Genomic DNA, 13,982 nt, shown 5'->3' with positions numbered 1-13,982 from the left:
GGCACGTTGCCACATCGTGGTGGCATCCGACAGAGAGCTCGTGCTTCCCATGACCGGACTGCCCATCCGCATCTCCGACGACGTCGCCCGGGCCGTCGCCGACGGGACCCCCGTCGTCGCGCTGGAGTCGACCATCTTCACGCACGGGCTGCCGCGCCCCCGCAACCTGGAGGTGGCGCTGGAGGCGGAGGAGCGGCTGCGGGCCGCCGGGGTCGTCCCGGCGACGATCGGCGTCTTCGCCGGGGTGCCCACGGTGGGGCTCGGCGCCGACCAGATCAGGGAGCTGTCCGAGTCGGACGACCTGGACAAGGCGAGCCTGCGCGACCTGCCGGTGGTCGCCGCGCTGGGCCGGCACGGCGGGACGACCGTCGCGGCGACCGCCTTCCTCGCCCACCGGGCGGGGATCCGGGTCTTCTCCACCGGAGGGCTCGGCGGCGTGCACTTCGGCGCGGCGGAGAGCTTCGACGAGTCGGCCGACATGACCACACTGGCCGCCACGCCCGTCACCGTGATCAGCGCGGGGGTGAAGTCGATCCTGGACATCCGGGCCACCCTGGAACGCTTCGAGACGCTCAACATCCCGGTCATCGGCTACCGGACGCGCAAGTACCCCGGCTTCTACGTCACCGACTCCGGGCACGAGATCGCCTACCGGGTGGACTCCCCCGAGGAGGCCGCGCGGGTCATCGCGGCCCGGGACGGCCTGGAGCTGCCCCAGGCCGTGCTGATCGCCAATCCGGTGGACCCGGCCGAGCAACTGCCGCCCCAGGAGCTGGACGCGTTGCTGACCAGGGCCTGGGCCGAGGCCGAACGCCGGGGCATCACCGGCAACGCCTCGACGCCGTTCCTCCTCGACTTCATCCAGCGCGACACCGGGGGCCGCAGCCTGGACGTCAACGTCGCGGTCTACCGGGGCAACGTCCGGCTCGGCGGCCGGATCGCCACCGCCCTGGCCGCGCTGCGGAACGAGGCGTAGGCCGGTGCTCGGGGTACTCGGCGACCTCGTCGAAGACGTCGTCGTCTGGGTCGACGGGCCGCTGCGGCACGGCACCGACTCCACGGCCCGGGTCTTCCGGCGGCGCGGCGGCAGCGCGGCGAACGTCGCGGGCTTCGCGGCCGGCCAGTGGCCCGCGCGGTTCATCGGCTGCGTCGGCGACGACCCGGCGGGGGACGGTGTGGTCGCCGAACTGGCCGGCCACGGCGTCGACGTCCGGGTCATGAGGAAGGGGCAGACGGGCAGCATCGTCGTCCTCATCGACGACGCCGGCGAGCGGACGATGCTCCCCGACCGGGGCGCGGCCACGCTGCTGGACGCGGTGCCGGACGAGTGGCTCGCCGGGCTGGCCCATCTGCACGTGCCCGCCTACTCCTTCGACGGGGAGCCGGTCGGCAGTACGGCGGTCGATGCCCTGCGGCGGGTGCGCCGCGCGGGCGGCGGCACCTCACTGGACGCCTCCTCGACGGGCATGCTCACCGGGTTCGGCCGCGAGCGCTTCCTCGCCCTGGCGGCCGGGTTGGCGCCCACGCTGCTGTTCGCGAACCGGGAGGAGGCCGCGTTCCTCGGACTCCTGGTGGACGGCCGTCCCGGGCCGGAGCGCGCCCGGCTGGCGGCCACCACGGTCGTCACCAAGGCCGGGGCGGCGGCGACCACCGTCGACGTGCCCGGGCGGGCACCCTTCGCGGTGCCCGTCCCGCCGGTCGGCGAGGTCCGCGACCTCACCGGCGCCGGGGACGCGTTCGCCGCCGGCTTCCTCGCCGCCCACCTGTCCGGCGCCGGCCCGCGGGAGGCCGCCGAGCGCGGTCACCGGTGCGCGGCGAAGGTGCTGGCCTCACCGGAAGCCTCCTTCGGCGAGGGGTGACCCCGGACCACCGACGGGAGGGACACACCGGCCCCTCCCGGGCGGTCACCGCGTCAGGCGAAGGCCGCCGCCGTCAGATCGGCGGGGTCGGCGGCGTCGCCCGGGATCCGGGTCCAGTCGGCCCACCGGCCGGTGACGGTGTCCAGCTCGCAGTGGTAGGCCTGCCCTCCCGCGGTGCCGTAGACGTGCACGCGCGTACCGGCGGCGACGCTGGTCAGCGCGCCGAGGCCGCTGCCCGGCAGCTGCGTCCAGGCCGGGTCGAAGCGGCCGGCGCCGTAGTCGCCGCGCTGGCCGAACATGCTCCCGTCGCCGCCGACGATCTCCAGGTGGACGACGTCCTCGACGAGGCTCGCGGTGAGGTCCGCGGCCCCTGTCGCACCGCCGGGGATCTGTGCCCAGCCGCCGAAGGCGCCGGTGGTGGCGTCCAGGTCGCCGCCGTAGACGCGGCCCAGCGCGATGGCGTAGACGTGCACCCGGGTGCCGGCCGCGACACTGGTCAGCCTGGACAGCGGGGCGTTGTCGAGCATGGTCCACCCGGCGTCGAAGTGCCCGGCGGCGTAGTCGCCGTGCTGGAGCCAGAGCGAGCCGTCCCAGCCCGCGATCAGCAGCTGCACCACGTTGCCGACGACACTCGCGGTGATGTCCCGGACCCCGGTGCCGCCTCCGGGGACTTCCTGCCAGCCGCTCCAGCTACCGGTGACGGAGTCCAGGTCCTCACCGAACACCCGGCCGCCCGCCACGCCGTAGACGTGCACCAGGGTCCCGACGGAGACGCTGGTCAGACCGGTCAGGCCGGCGCCGTCCGGGTGCGTCCACCGCGGGGCGAAACCCCCGGTGGCGAGGTCGCCGACCTGGGCGGACATCGCCCCGCCGCGGTCCGCCAGCTGCAGCGCGACCTTGCCCGGTACGACGGGCGACACCCGGTACATCACGGTGGCGTGCGGGGGCACGGTGGCGGAGACGACCCCGTCGGTGGTGCTGGTGGTGTGCGTCCACAGGTCGTTCAGGCGGAAGGACGGTGAGGCCGGCAGGCCGAGGTCCGAGGTGGTGGTGGCGATGGTCCTCGTCGTCCCGCTCTCGTTGAACAGCGTCACCGCCACGTCGCCGTTCGCCAGCGGCTTGGCCGTCACCGAGGTCCCGGGCGAGGAGGGCACCGGCACGCCCTGTCTGCCCAGTGGGTCCTGGTCGACCGCGATCACGTCGCGGTTGCCGTAGACGGCCAGGGTCTCGGGGGCGGCGTCGCGCAGATCGGTCCCGGCGATCAGCGGCGCGGCCATCACGGCCCAGAGGCTGAACTGGGAGCGCGCCTCGTCGGGGGTGAGGGTGCCGTGTTCGGTCGTGGTGCCGATCTCCAGCATGTCGGGGTCGTTCCACGCGCCGGGGCCCGCCGAGGCGGCGAGGTTCACGTTCGCGTGGTAGTTCTGCAGCAGCGAGCCGTAGTCGCTGTCGGCCGGCATCGACCAGGTGGGCGCGATGTCCTTGGACGTCCGCCACATGTTCCCGACCTGCGGGGCGATGCCGACGTTCGGCTCGGTCGGTGAGCAGAGGCTGTAGACGATCGGGCGGCCGGTGTCCTTCAACGCCCGGCCCATCACCGGGAACCGGGACGCCCAGTCCTTGCCGCTCACCGAGGGGTCGTGCGGCTTGGAGAAGTTGCCGCAGTTGTCGTACTTCACCAGGTCGACGCCCCAGTCCGCGAAGGTCTGGGCGTCGACGGCCTCGTGGCCCATGCTGCCGGGGAAGTAGCGGTCGGTGTCCGGCACGGCGGGGAACGCGCAGGTGCGCCAGCCCGCGCTCTCGTAGATCCCGAGCTTGAGGCCCTTGGCGTGGACGTACCGGGCCAGGCCGTCGATGCCGTTCGGGAACTTCACCGGGTCGGGTTGCAGCCGGCCCGCGGCGTCCCGGCCCCCGGTCGGGTCGTCGAAGCCGGTCGCCGACCGCATCCAGCAGTCGTCGAGGTTCACGTACTGGTACCCGGCGTCCCGCAGGCCCGAGGAGACCAGGATGTCGGCGGTCTTCCGCACCTTCGCCTCGTCGACGTCGCACTTGAACGCGTTCCAGCCGTTCCACCCCATCGGGGGCGTCAGCGCCAGGCCGTTGTCGAGGGCGTGCGCCTGCGGCGCGCTGCCGACCAGCAGCGCGGCCGGTACGGCGGTCAGGGTCACGGCCAGCGCCATCGTGGTGCCGAGCGTCCGCAGTCCGCGGATCGGATTCACGGTGTCCTCCCTCTGCTCACATCTCCACAGCGGCCCCATTCCATCAGGAGGTTCGTACGCCGGCGGGCACCGCCGCGTGGCCTTCGACGCTCACCGCCGACGCACGGACACCGGGCCGGGCGGGACCACGGGGCCGGCCGGCGGGGCGACCGCCCGGCTTCGGCGAGTCACCGGGCCGTGGTCGCCGGGATCGTGACGTCGCGTCATCTCCGGCCGGGCCGAGGGTCGCGGGTCGGGCCGGTGGGCAGCGGCGGCTGACACGCCCACGGACGGCGGAGAGTCCGGCAGCGCGCCCGGCCGGTCGGATAGGGATGGCTCGTCCATCGCCGACCCGAAAGGCCGACCCATGTTCCCGCTCAGCTCGAAGTCGCTGTCCACGTCGCTGTCGAAGCCGACGTCGAAGTCTCCGTCGACGTCGGCTTCGGTGACGTCCGTGGTCCGGGCGGCCGGTGCCGTCCTGCTGCTGTCCGCGCCGCTGTTGGCGGCGCAGCCGGCTGCCGCCGAGGGGCCGAAGACGCCCCAGGAGGCCGCCGTCTGCCGGGGTGTGCTGGGCACGCTGGTCGGCGGTTCCCTGCTGCTCGGCCAGGGCGGCGTCGGCGCCGCCTGCGCCGTCCGGCCGGACGCGGCGCCGGCCGCCGGCACGTCCTGAACTCCACGGCCCGGGCCCGGCCGCCGCGGTTCCGATCCCCAGGCGCGGGACCGCGGTGGCGTCACGGCTCACGGGCGTGGCGCGGGGCGGGACGCCCCGGCCGCTCGGGTGGTCACAACGGCTGGGCGAGCGCCGCGAGTTCGTCCGCGTCGAGGACGAGGTCGGCGGCCGCGGCGGAGTCACGGATGCTGGCGGCGCGACGGGCGCCCGGGATCGGGACCACGGCGGGGGACAGGGCGAGCAGCCAGGCCAGGCCGACCTGTTGGGGCGAGATACCGCGCTCGGCCGCGATCCGGTGGAACGCGCCGGACGCGACGGGGCCGTCCGCGGGGTCGTCCAGGACACTGCGCGACAGTCCGCCCAGCGGACTCCACGGCAGGAAGGCCAGCCCCAGCCGCTCGCTGAGCCGCAGCTCCCGTTCGGCCGTGCGGACGGCCGGGGAGAACCGGTTCTGTACCGAGACCAGGCCGTCGCCCAGGATGTCCCGGGCCGTCAGGATCTGCCCCTCGTCGACGTTGGAGACGCCCGCGGCCCGGATCTTCCCGGCGTCCAGCAACTCCCGCAGGGCGCCCACCGACTCGGCCCACGGCACCCCGGGGTCGGGCTTGTGCAGTTGGTAGAGGCCGATCGCCTCGACGCCCAGCCGCCGCAGCGAGTCCTCGCAGGCCTGCCGCAACCGCTCCGGGCGGCCGTCGACCGTCCATGAGCCGTCACCGGGCCGGCCGCGCCCGCCCTTGGTGGCGACCAGGACGGCGGCCCGGTCCGCGGCCGGCCGGGCCGCCAGGGCGCGGGCCACCAGCCGTTCGTTGTGGCCGACTTCGCCGGCGTGCCAGTGGTAGGAGTCGGCGGTGTCGACCAGGGTGACCCCGGCGTCGAGCGCGGCGTGCAGGGTGGTCAGGGCGGCCGTCCCGTCCGGGCGGCCCTCCACCGAGAGCGGCATCGCGCCCAGGCCGATCGCGCCGACGGCCGTGCCGCCGATGAGACGCTGCCGCATGTCAGGCCTCCCGCACGGGCAGGGCGGCCGCCTCGGCCACGGCGCCGGGCAGCCAGTCGGCCGCCCGGGAGAACCGCAGGCCGGCGGCGACCGCGCGCCGGTTGTCCATCGGGTACCAGCGGTCGAAGGAGAAGGGTGAGGCGTCCGCCCCGGCGGCCATCCGGTAGCGGGCGGTGGTGCCCAGCCGGTCGGCGATCAGCTCGCAGAGCGCGACCACGTCGAGGGCCTCGGGGGAGCAGGCGTTCAGCGGGCCGGCGGCGCCGGAGGCCGCGGTGCGCACCAGCGCGTCGGCGATCTCCTCGTGGTGGACGAAGGAGGTGGGTTGCGGCGTCTCGTGCACCGCGACCGGCCGCCCGGCCGCGATCAGCTCCGTGTAGTGCGCCAGCCGGCCGGTGAAGTCCTTCGCCCCGCCGCCCAGGACGTGGGCGCTGCGGACGCTCGCCCAGGAGAACGGCGGGTCCTCGGCGAGCACCGCCTCGGCCTGCCGCTTGCCCTCGGCGTAGCGGGTCGCCTCGTCGGCGCGCAGGGCGAGCGCCGCCGGATCGTGCCGGGGCAGCTCCGGCCGGGGCGCCCGGTCGGACGGGTCGACGGCCTCCTCGGGCACCGGCACGCCCGGGGTCGTGCGCACCCGGGGCGAGGTGGCCGGGTCGTAGACCTCCATCGTCGAGGTCATCACGTACCGGTCGGTGCGGTCCGCGAACACCCGGCGGGCGACGGCCGCCTGGACGGGGGTGTAGAGCACCTGGTCGATCACCGCGTCGAAGCCGCGCCCGCCGAGCGCGGCCGCGAGCCCGGCCTCGTCGGACCGGTCGGCGCGGACGTGGTCGACGCCGGGCGGCGGCGCCGTGGAGCCGCGGTTGACCAGGGTGACGCGGATCCCGGAGTCTCGCAGCCGGGTGACCAGGTGCAGGCCGAAGTACCGGCTTCCGCCGATGACGCAGACGTTTCGCATGCCCCCACTCTGCTGCCGTATCGTCACCAGCGGAACTACCGACCTGCTGAACCAGTCATCAGCGGAACTGTCGACCGAGGGAGCGCGATGATCGACGTCCGGAGGCTCGGCGTGCTGCGGGCGGTCGCCGAGCACGGGAGCTTCAACCGCGCGGCCGCCGCACTGCGGCTCACCCCGTCCGCGGTGTCCCAGCAGATCGCCGCACTGGAGCGCGGCCTGGGTACGGTGGTGGTGGAACGCTCCACCCGCGGCGTGCGGCTCACCGAGGCCGGGCGCCTGCTGGTGGAGGCGGCCACCGCGGTCGCGGCGGAGCTGCGCCACGCCCAGGAGCAGATCGGCCGGCTGGGCGCGGCCCGGCCCCGGCTCACCCTCGCCACCTTCACCAGTGGCGGGCGGCACCTCCTCCCGGTGGCGCTGACCCGGTTCGCCGCCGAGCACCCGGAGGTCGAACTGCGCATCCTGGAACGGGAACCGGAGGACAGTCTGCCGATGGTGCGGGAGGGGACCGCCGACCTCGCGCTCGCCTACCACTTCGACGGTCCCCTGCCGGTGCTCCCCGGGGACCGCTCCGGCCTCGACTGGACCCCGCTGATGGACGATCCGCTCTCGGTGGTGCTGCCCGACGGCCACCGGCTGGCCGGCCGCGAGGCCCTGGACCTCGCCGAACTCGCCGACGAGCGCTGGGTGCTGGGCTGCCTGAAGACCGAGGCCTTCCTGCGCCGGTACGCGGCCGTGGCGGGCTTCGAGCTGCGGGTGGCGGGGTCCACGACCGACTACTTCTTCGCCCGCTCCCTGGTCGCGGCCGGTGTGGGTGTCTCGCTGGTGCCGTTCGTCGCGCTCGACCCGGCACTGCCGGGCACCCGGGTGGTGCCGGTGACGCGGCCCCGCCCCGCCCGGCACGTCGGGATCGCCGTGGCCCGGGGCCGCCGGCTGCCGCCGTCCGCCGGGGCGCTGGCCCGGCTGCTGGTGGAGCAGGCGGCGGGCGGCGCGGACGAGGCCCGGGGCTGACCGGCCGGTCGCGCCGGTCCAGCCAGGCCCACGCAGGTCCACGCAGGTCCCACGCAGGTCCCACGCCGGTGCTGCCTGCCGTCGTCCGAAGACGGTTCAAGTCGCCCGCCCGTCCAAGGACTTACCCGCAGGTGAAGAGTTGGATCGGGTCTTCCGGTGCCGGTCCGGGGCTGGTCACACTGTTGTCATGACCCGCACTCTACGCGCGTGGAAGACGCGCGCTGCCGCCGTCACCGCCGTCGCCCTGCTGACCCTCGCCCCCGTCGTGACCGCCACCGAGGCCCAGGCCGCGGTGAGCGGCTCGGTCTGCCTCTCGGTGCTCCCGCCCGAGGCCGACGACACCCTCGACCTCATCGCGAGCGACGGCCCGTTCCCGTACTCCCAGGACGGCGTCGTCTTCCAGAACCGCGAGCGCGTCCTGCCGAGCAGGTCCACCGGCTACTACCACGAGTACACCGTCGTCACTCCGGGCTCTCCCACCCGCGGCGCCCGCCGGATCGTCACCGGCCAGGCGTACCGGGAGGACTACTACACCGGCGACCACTACGTGACCTTCCGCCTGATCGACTTCGGCTGCTGACGGGCCGACCCGCCCCCGACCACCGTGTGCCGGCCCCGACGAGCCCGTCGGGGCCGGCACCGTGCCCGGGCACCAGGCCCGAGGACGGTCGGGCCCGGTCATTCGCCGCGCTTGAGCGCCCGCCAGCCACCGGCCCGGTTGTTGGCGATGATCTGGCGGAACATGGCCTGGAGTGCGGCCTCGTCGAACTCCTCGCCCTCGCCGACGGCCACCGTGCGCGCGGTCCTGTTGTCGTGGCCGCCGGTGATGATCCCGTGCGGGTCGGGCACGATGGCGCCGTCGTAGAGGAAGACGTTGACGTGGTCCTTGGCCGCGAGCAGTGCGCAGATGTTGCCCGCCAGGACGAAGTACGGCCGGACGGTCCGTTTGACGGTCTCCGTGACCTCCGGATCGGCCGCGTGCACCAAGTCCCTGACCCGTCGGCAGATCCCCTGCTGCCAGGCGGGCAGGGCGTCGATGTAGGCATCGACGCGCGGATCGGTCTGGTAGCCGGCCATGGCGTGCCTCCTGCTGTCGCGGACGGCGCCATCGTCGCGCGCGGGAGCGACGTCCCGAGTGCGCCGCGCTGCGTGGCAGCCGGAAGTCGGCGCTCGGAAGTCGGGCGGCCGCGAGCCGCCGGCTCAGAAGCCGTCGTCGAGGCCGAGCCGGTCGGCGAAGAAGGCGAGCAGGTCGGCGAAGAGCGCGGTGCGGCGCGAGGCGGCCCGGGCGCCGTGGCCCGCGCCGCGCTCCAGCCGGAACAGCACCGGGTGCCCGCTGGTGGTCGCGGCCTGGAGGGCGGCCGCCGTCTTGCGGGCGTGCAACGGGTCCACCCGGCTGTCGCCGTCGAAGACGGCGAACAGCACGGCGGGGTAGTCGGTGTTCGCGCGGACGTGGTGGTACGGGGAGTAGGAGAGCAGCCGGGCGAGTTGCGCCGGATCGGCGGCGGTGCCGTACTCACCGGTCCAGCTCGGCCCGAGCCCCGAGCGTTCGTAGCGCGCCATGTCGAGCAGGGGCGCCACGCAGACCGCGGCCGCGAAGCTCGCGGGCCGCTGGGTCAGGGCGGCGCCCACCAGCAGTCCGCCGTTGGAGGCGCCCCAGATGCCGAGCTGTCCGGGTGTGGTCCAGCCGGCCGCGACGAGGTGGTCGGCGGCGGCGTGGAAGTCGTCGAAGGTGTTCTGCTTGCGGTCGAGCATCCCGGCGCGGTGCCACTCCTCGCCCTCCTCCCCGCCGCCGCGCAGGTTGGCGACGGCGTAGACCCCGCCGGCCCGGACCCAGGCGAGGGCCTCCGGCGCGTAGCCGGGGGTCAGCGACTGGCCGAAGCCGCCGTAGCCGGTGAGGATCGCCGGGCGGGGGCGGTCCGGGGCGCCGCGCCGGGCGAGGAGGAACATCCGGACGGCGGTGCCGTCCCGGGAGGTGAAGGTGACCCGGCGGGTCTCGACGTCCTCGGCGAGGTCGCCGCCCGGCCCGGACGCGGCGGCGCCGGGGACGGGCCAGCGGTCCACCGCGCCGGTGCGCGCGTCGTAGCACAGCACGGTCGGGGGAGTGGCGAAGTCGGTGTGGACGAACCAGGCCCGGTGGGCGTCGGTGGCGGCGACCCGGACCTTGCCGACCGTGCCCAGCGGGGGGACGGGCACGGGGCCGAGCAGCCGGCCGTCGGCCAGGTCGTGCAGGGTGATCTCACCGACGGCGTGCCGGGTGCGGACCACCAGCGCGAGGGGCCGGGCCGGATCGGGGCCGTCGAGGATCGCGAAGTCCTCCAGGACGGCCCGCGGGTCCTCCGGGATCAGCTCGGTCCAGGTGTCGGGGGTGGGGGCGCCCGGGGTGGTGACCACCACGCGTCCCCGGGGCGCGTGCAGGTCGGTGGTCAGGTAGCAGCGGCCGTCCGGCGCGGTGCCGGGGCGGATGTGCGGCTGCGACCGCGCGTCGAGCCCCTCCTGGAGGGGCCGCAGCCGGGGCCGGTCCGGGCGGTCCTCGGTCAGGTCGGCGATCCAGAGGTCCCGCCGGGGGACGGCGCCGGCCGCGGCGCCGACGACCAGCCAGCGGCCGTCCGCGCTGATCCGGACGGTGTAGTGCTGGGTCTTCGCCCGGCCGGCGCCGAAGACCACCGTGTCCTGTTCGGGGTCGGTGCCGAGCAGGTGCAGCCGGACCCGGCGGTGGTACTGGCCCTCGCCCGGGTTGAGGGCGGGGTGCAGCCGGCGGACGTAGTAGAAGCCGCTGCCGTCCGGCAGCCAGGCGACGGTACTGCGGCGGACCCGGTCGATCGGACCGTCCAGGAGCCGGCCGGTGTCGACGTCCAGGACGAAGAGGGCGGCGTTCTCGGTGCCGCCCGCGGCGAGCTGGTAGGAGAGCAGACGGCCGTCCCAGGACGGCTCCCACTCCTCCAGGGTGGTGCCGCCGGCCGGGTCGACCAGCGCCGGATCGACCAGGACCCGGACGGCGCCGGACGGTTCGACCACGACGAGTTCTGGGTGCTCGGCCCCGGGGCGCGAGCGGGTCAGGAACAGCCGCGCGCCGGCCGGGCGGGGGGCGGACCGGGCGCCGAGCCGTTCGGACAGCTCGGTGAGCCGCGCCCCGGCGCTCGCGCGGGCCCGCCAGCCGTCGGCGGCGGCGCGGTAGCGGGCGTCCTGCTTCTCCGTCCACTCCAGGACGGCCGGATCCTCGGCGTCCTCCAGCCAGCGGTACGGGTCGGGCGGCAGGAGGGCGTCAGTCATCCGTGCTTCTCCCGGGGTCGGTGCCGGCGGAGGCGGAGGCGGTGTCGGGGGCGGGGCCCGGGGCGGGGCCGGGCGGAGCGGCGTGCGCGACCACGGCCGGTTCCGGGGGCTCGCGGAGCTCCGCCGCCGGCCCCGCGGCAGACGCCGGAGCTGACTCCGGCTCCGCCCCGGCCCCGGCGCCGAGCCGGCGGGTGACCCGCAGCGGGATCCAGCCGCCCGCGGTCACCGCCGCCGTCAGCACCGCGAGCACCGCCCAGGTGCCGGCGCCGCCGAGCCCCTGCAGCAGCGAGCCGGCCGCGACCGGGCCCAGCGCCGCGAGGCCGCTGAGCAGCAGACCGGTGGCGGCGCTCACCCGGCCGATCAGGTGCCGGGGCGTCTGCCCGAACAGCGCCTGGCCGACCACCACGCCGGCCGCCGGGGAGAGCGTCATCAGCAGGGTCAGCAGCGCGGCGACCACGCCCGGCTGGAAGGTCAGCGTGAACACCGCGAGCACCGCCGTCCAGCCCACGCCGATGCCGAGCAGGATGGTCGGCACGCTCAGCCGTTTGACCAGCCACGGGGCGAGCAGGGAGCCGGCGATCCCGCCGATGCCCGCGCAGGACAGCACCGGCCCGATCACCCAGCCGGACGCCCCGTCCGCCCGCAGTTCCAGGATGACGACCACATCGATGGCGGCCGCGACCAGATTGATGACGGCCGCGTACAGCAGGATCACGAACAGCTCGCGCTGCCGCACCAGCCAGCGCACGCCCGCCGTCAGCCCGCGGTCCTCGGCGGGGGGCTCCGCCGCCGAGGGGCGCACGGTGATCCGCCGGATCAGGGCGGCCGAGACGGCGTAGGAGAGCGCGTCGACGGCGAACGGCAGCATCCGGTCGGCCGCGAACAGGACACCGCCGAGCGCCGGCCCGGCCAGGCTGACCGCCGCCTGCAGGGCCTGGCCCATGCCCAGCGCGTCGGCCAGGTCCTCCTTGGCGACGACGTCCCGGGTGAGGACGGTGTTGGCGGGCCCGAACAGCGCGGTGGCGGTCCCCTCCACCGCGGCCACCAGCAGCAGGTGGGCGTAGGAGGGCGACCCCCAGAGGGCGACCAGCGGGATGGTGGCCACCGCCACCAGCCGCACCAGGTCGGTCGTCAGCATGACCCGGCGCCGGTTCCAGCGGTCGACCAGGCTGCCCGCCGGGAGGCGGAAGCCGAGCCTGGTCACCAGCGCGACGGTGGCGACGGCGCCGGCCTGCGCCGCGTTGCCGCCCAGGCTCAGCACCAGCAGCGGGTAGGCGATCGTCGACATCGCCGAGCCGAGCGCCGAGGTGAGGTCGGCGAGAAAGGACCGCCGGAAGTCGCGGTTGGTGCGCAGCACGCCTGCCAGCACTGTCCCTCCCTCCCCGGCTACAACCGGCCGGTGGCGTGCAGGTGGTCGAGGATCCGCGCGTCGACGTTGTCCTGGAAGCGCGTCATGACCTCGGTGTCGGCCTGCTCGTACTCGTAGCCGCAGGTCACCCAGCGGTCGGGCACCGTGCCGGTGTCCAGGTAGCCGTGGTCCACGTGCCCGACCTCGAAGCCGGGCTTGCCGGCCGACTGCCAGCTGCTGAAGAGCGTGCCGTCGGCGTTGACCACGGCGCCCTCGCGCCCGCCGGGCGCCGAGCAGATCTGGCAGGTCGTCCGCATGCTCGGCTTGGCGAACCGGTAGCCGCGTTCGAGCGCCTCGACGGCCCACTCGACGAAGTGGTCCTCCACCTGCCGGGCCCGGGCGAGGTCGTTGCGGTAGCCGATCCCGGAGTCGCCGACCCAGGCGTAGGTGAACGTGCAGCGGCTCGGGTCCACCTTGCCGTCGAGCTGGCCGAAGAGCTCGCCGATCCGGTCCACGTTGTGGTGGGAGACGTTCACCCGGAAGTTCCAGGACAGCCGGGTGGCCTCGGTGGCCGCCGCCACGTTGGTGACGATGGCGTCGAAGGTGCCCCCGCCGGCGTGGGTGACCCGGGTCGCGTCGTGGTCCTCCCGGCTGCCGTCGAAGGTGATCTGCACGGCGCGCAGCCCGGCGGCGCCGAGCTGGACGGCCCGCCGGCCGGTCAGCAGCACGCCGTTGGTGGTCATGGCGGCGGTGCCGAGCCCCAGCGGAGCGCAGCGCTCCAGCAACTCCAGGCAGCCGCGCGGGTTGAGCAGCGGCTCGCCGCCGAACAGCAGCAGGTAGAGCCGGTCCAGGCCGGCCCGCGCCATCCGCTCGCCGGTGAACTCGACGATCCGGTCGATGGTCCGGGTGTTCAGCCGGCGCAGGTTGATCCGGGGCGGGCGGTGGCCGCCCTTCGGGTCCTGGCCGGTGTTCTGGAAGCAGTAGCCGCAGCCGAGGTTGCAGGCCGTGCTGGTCAGCACCGTCAGCGCGAAGGATGTCGCGGTGCGCTCCCGGTAGGCGCCCGCGTCGCGCAGGAACTCGTCGATGTCCGGGCGCAGTTGACCGTCGGCCGCGACATGCTCGGGTTTGAGCAGCGTCCACGTCCGGTTGCCGATGAACCACCAGCCGCGGTCGCTCCTGATCAGGCGGGGCGCGTCCACCTCGTCCAGCCGGGTGCCGATCATCGCTCTCCCTGGGTCGGCGGGCACGGCCGCCGTCGGCGGGCCCTGACAGCGCGAGGCTAGGCAGCCGTGGTTTGCCGCCGGTATGCGACAGGTTGACGGGCAGCTTCCGGCCCCGCCCGGGCGGCTTCCGGCCCGGCCCGGGTGACTTCCGATCCGGCGCGGGCCCCCGGCGCGGGCATACCGGACGTAAACCGAACCCCAACTGGCCGCTCCTAAGCTCCCGGAGACGACCAGAGTGCCCGACCGATGTCATGGGAGAGGGCTGATCGACGTGCCCGAGCCGACCCCCGCCGAACGGTCCGCCGAACCACCGGCCGACCTGCTCGCCACGTACCCGGGCGCCGCGCCGGACCAACCGGCCGACGACGGCGAACCGGAGGTCGTCCTGCACTCCGTGGCCGGGGACGACGGCGAAACCCCTTGGTGCATAGGCGATATGACGGCGTACTGACCGGAGGGCCCC

Annotated in this window: 13 protein-coding genes; 6 read left to right on the top strand and 7 right to left on the bottom strand. The window is 75.0% G+C overall.

Translation table 11 applies throughout. The annotated features are described in order from the left end of the window. Positions 1-49: 49 nt before the first annotated feature. Together ACIQTO_RS28880 and ACIQTO_RS28875 are read left to right on the top strand one after the other, a co-directional pair. Positions 50-976, top strand: coding sequence for a pseudouridine-5'-phosphate glycosidase (locus tag ACIQTO_RS28880; RefSeq protein ID WP_402393924.1), 927 nt, complete (start codon positions 50-52; stop codon positions 974-976). Positions 977-980: 4 nt separating this feature from the next. Further along, on the top strand, positions 981-1,859 hold the full coding sequence (locus ACIQTO_RS28875) for a carbohydrate kinase family protein (RefSeq protein ID WP_402393921.1): 879 nt from the start codon (positions 981-983) through the stop codon (positions 1,857-1,859). Between the two features lie 53 nt (positions 1,860-1,912). Here the strand turns inward: ACIQTO_RS28875 and ACIQTO_RS28870 are convergent, their stop codons facing one another. Next, the gene (locus ACIQTO_RS28870; protein ID WP_402393918.1) at positions 1,913-4,075 is read right to left on the bottom strand and encodes a glycoside hydrolase family 27 protein; all 2,163 of its coding nucleotides are present in this window, start codon (positions 4,073-4,075) and stop codon (positions 1,913-1,915) included. Between the two features lie 424 nt (positions 4,076-4,499). Here ACIQTO_RS28870 and ACIQTO_RS28865 point away from each other — a divergent pair, with 424 nt between their 5' ends. Next, positions 4,500-4,724, top strand: coding sequence for a hypothetical protein (locus ACIQTO_RS28865; protein ID WP_402393916.1), 225 nt, complete (start codon positions 4,500-4,502; stop codon positions 4,722-4,724). A gap of 112 nt (positions 4,725-4,836) precedes the next feature. Here the strand turns inward: ACIQTO_RS28865 and ACIQTO_RS28860 are convergent, their stop codons facing one another. Then, complete coding sequence (locus ACIQTO_RS28860) at positions 4,837-5,718, bottom strand: aldo/keto reductase (protein WP_402393913.1); 882 nt, start codon at positions 5,716-5,718, stop codon at positions 4,837-4,839. Between the two features lies 1 nt (position 5,719). After that, entirely contained in the window at positions 5,720-6,670 is a 951-nt protein-coding gene (locus ACIQTO_RS28855; RefSeq protein WP_402393910.1) for an NAD-dependent epimerase/dehydratase family protein, read from the bottom strand. An 87-nt stretch (positions 6,671-6,757) separates the two neighbouring features. On the opposite strand from ACIQTO_RS28855, the gene ACIQTO_RS28850 reads away from it, so the two are divergent. Continuing rightward, entirely contained in the window at positions 6,758-7,678 is a 921-nt protein-coding gene (locus ACIQTO_RS28850) for a LysR family transcriptional regulator (protein WP_402393907.1), read from the top strand. A gap of 187 nt (positions 7,679-7,865) precedes the next feature. Continuing rightward, complete coding sequence (locus ACIQTO_RS28845) at positions 7,866-8,258, top strand: ribonuclease domain-containing protein (protein ID WP_402393904.1); 393 nt, start codon at positions 7,866-7,868, stop codon at positions 8,256-8,258. Positions 8,259-8,356: 98 nt separating this feature from the next. Here ACIQTO_RS28845 and ACIQTO_RS28840 read toward each other — a convergent pair whose 3' ends face one another. The 4 genes from ACIQTO_RS28840 to ACIQTO_RS28825 form a co-directional block, all read right to left on the bottom strand. After that, on the bottom strand, positions 8,357-8,755 hold the full coding sequence (locus tag ACIQTO_RS28840; protein ID WP_402393901.1) for a DUF1801 domain-containing protein: 399 nt from the start codon (positions 8,753-8,755) through the stop codon (positions 8,357-8,359). Positions 8,756-8,878: 123 nt separating this feature from the next. Further along, positions 8,879-10,948: a prolyl oligopeptidase family protein gene (locus ACIQTO_RS28835; protein WP_402393899.1), complete on the bottom strand. Its 2,070-nt coding sequence runs from the start codon at positions 10,946-10,948 to the stop codon at positions 8,879-8,881. Continuing rightward, complete coding sequence (locus ACIQTO_RS28830) at positions 10,941-12,317, bottom strand: MFS transporter (protein WP_402393896.1); 1,377 nt, start codon at positions 12,315-12,317, stop codon at positions 10,941-10,943. The genes ACIQTO_RS28835 and ACIQTO_RS28830 overlap by 8 nt, the downstream gene beginning before the upstream one ends. A gap of 17 nt (positions 12,318-12,334) precedes the next feature. Next, positions 12,335-13,519 carry a radical SAM protein gene (locus ACIQTO_RS28825; RefSeq protein WP_402393893.1) on the bottom strand — a complete coding sequence of 395 codons (1,185 nt, stop codon included), beginning with the start codon at positions 13,517-13,519 and terminating at the stop codon, positions 12,335-12,337. Between the two features lie 271 nt (positions 13,520-13,790). Here ACIQTO_RS28825 and ACIQTO_RS28820 point away from each other — a divergent pair, with 271 nt between their 5' ends. Continuing rightward, positions 13,791-13,970 carry a hypothetical protein gene (locus tag ACIQTO_RS28820; RefSeq protein WP_402393891.1) on the top strand — a complete coding sequence of 60 codons (180 nt, stop codon included), beginning with the start codon at positions 13,791-13,793 and terminating at the stop codon, positions 13,968-13,970. Positions 13,971-13,982: the final 12 nt, after the last annotated feature.

The sequence above is a fragment of the Kitasatospora sp. NPDC091207 genome (assembly GCF_044768625.1).
Taxonomy (GTDB): domain Bacteria; phylum Actinomycetota; class Actinomycetes; order Streptomycetales; family Streptomycetaceae; genus Kitasatospora.
This window is presented reverse-complemented; position numbering and strand designations above follow the sequence as displayed.

Bases quoted from the DNA above. Each gene is read 5' to 3' on its own strand.
- ACIQTO_RS28880 (WP_402393924.1), top strand. From the start codon at position 50: ATGACCGGACTGCCCATCCGCATCTCCGACGACGTCGCCCGGGCCGTC.
- ACIQTO_RS28825 (WP_402393893.1), bottom strand. From the start codon at position 13,519: ATGATCGGCACCCGGCTGGACGAGGTGGACGCGCCCCGCCTGATCAGG.
- ACIQTO_RS28840 (WP_402393901.1), bottom strand. From the start codon at position 8,755: ATGGCCGGCTACCAGACCGATCCGCGCGTCGATGCCTACATCGACGCC.
- ACIQTO_RS28860 (WP_402393913.1), bottom strand. From the start codon at position 5,718: ATGCGGCAGCGTCTCATCGGCGGCACGGCCGTCGGCGCGATCGGCCTG.
- ACIQTO_RS28835 (WP_402393899.1), bottom strand. From the start codon at position 10,948: ATGACTGACGCCCTCCTGCCGCCCGACCCGTACCGCTGGCTGGAGGAC.
- ACIQTO_RS28855 (WP_402393910.1), bottom strand. From the start codon at position 6,670: ATGCGAAACGTCTGCGTCATCGGCGGAAGCCGGTACTTCGGCCTGCAC.
- ACIQTO_RS28850 (WP_402393907.1), top strand. From the start codon at position 6,758: ATGATCGACGTCCGGAGGCTCGGCGTGCTGCGGGCGGTCGCCGAGCAC.
- ACIQTO_RS28845 (WP_402393904.1), top strand. From the start codon at position 7,866: ATGACCCGCACTCTACGCGCGTGGAAGACGCGCGCTGCCGCCGTCACC.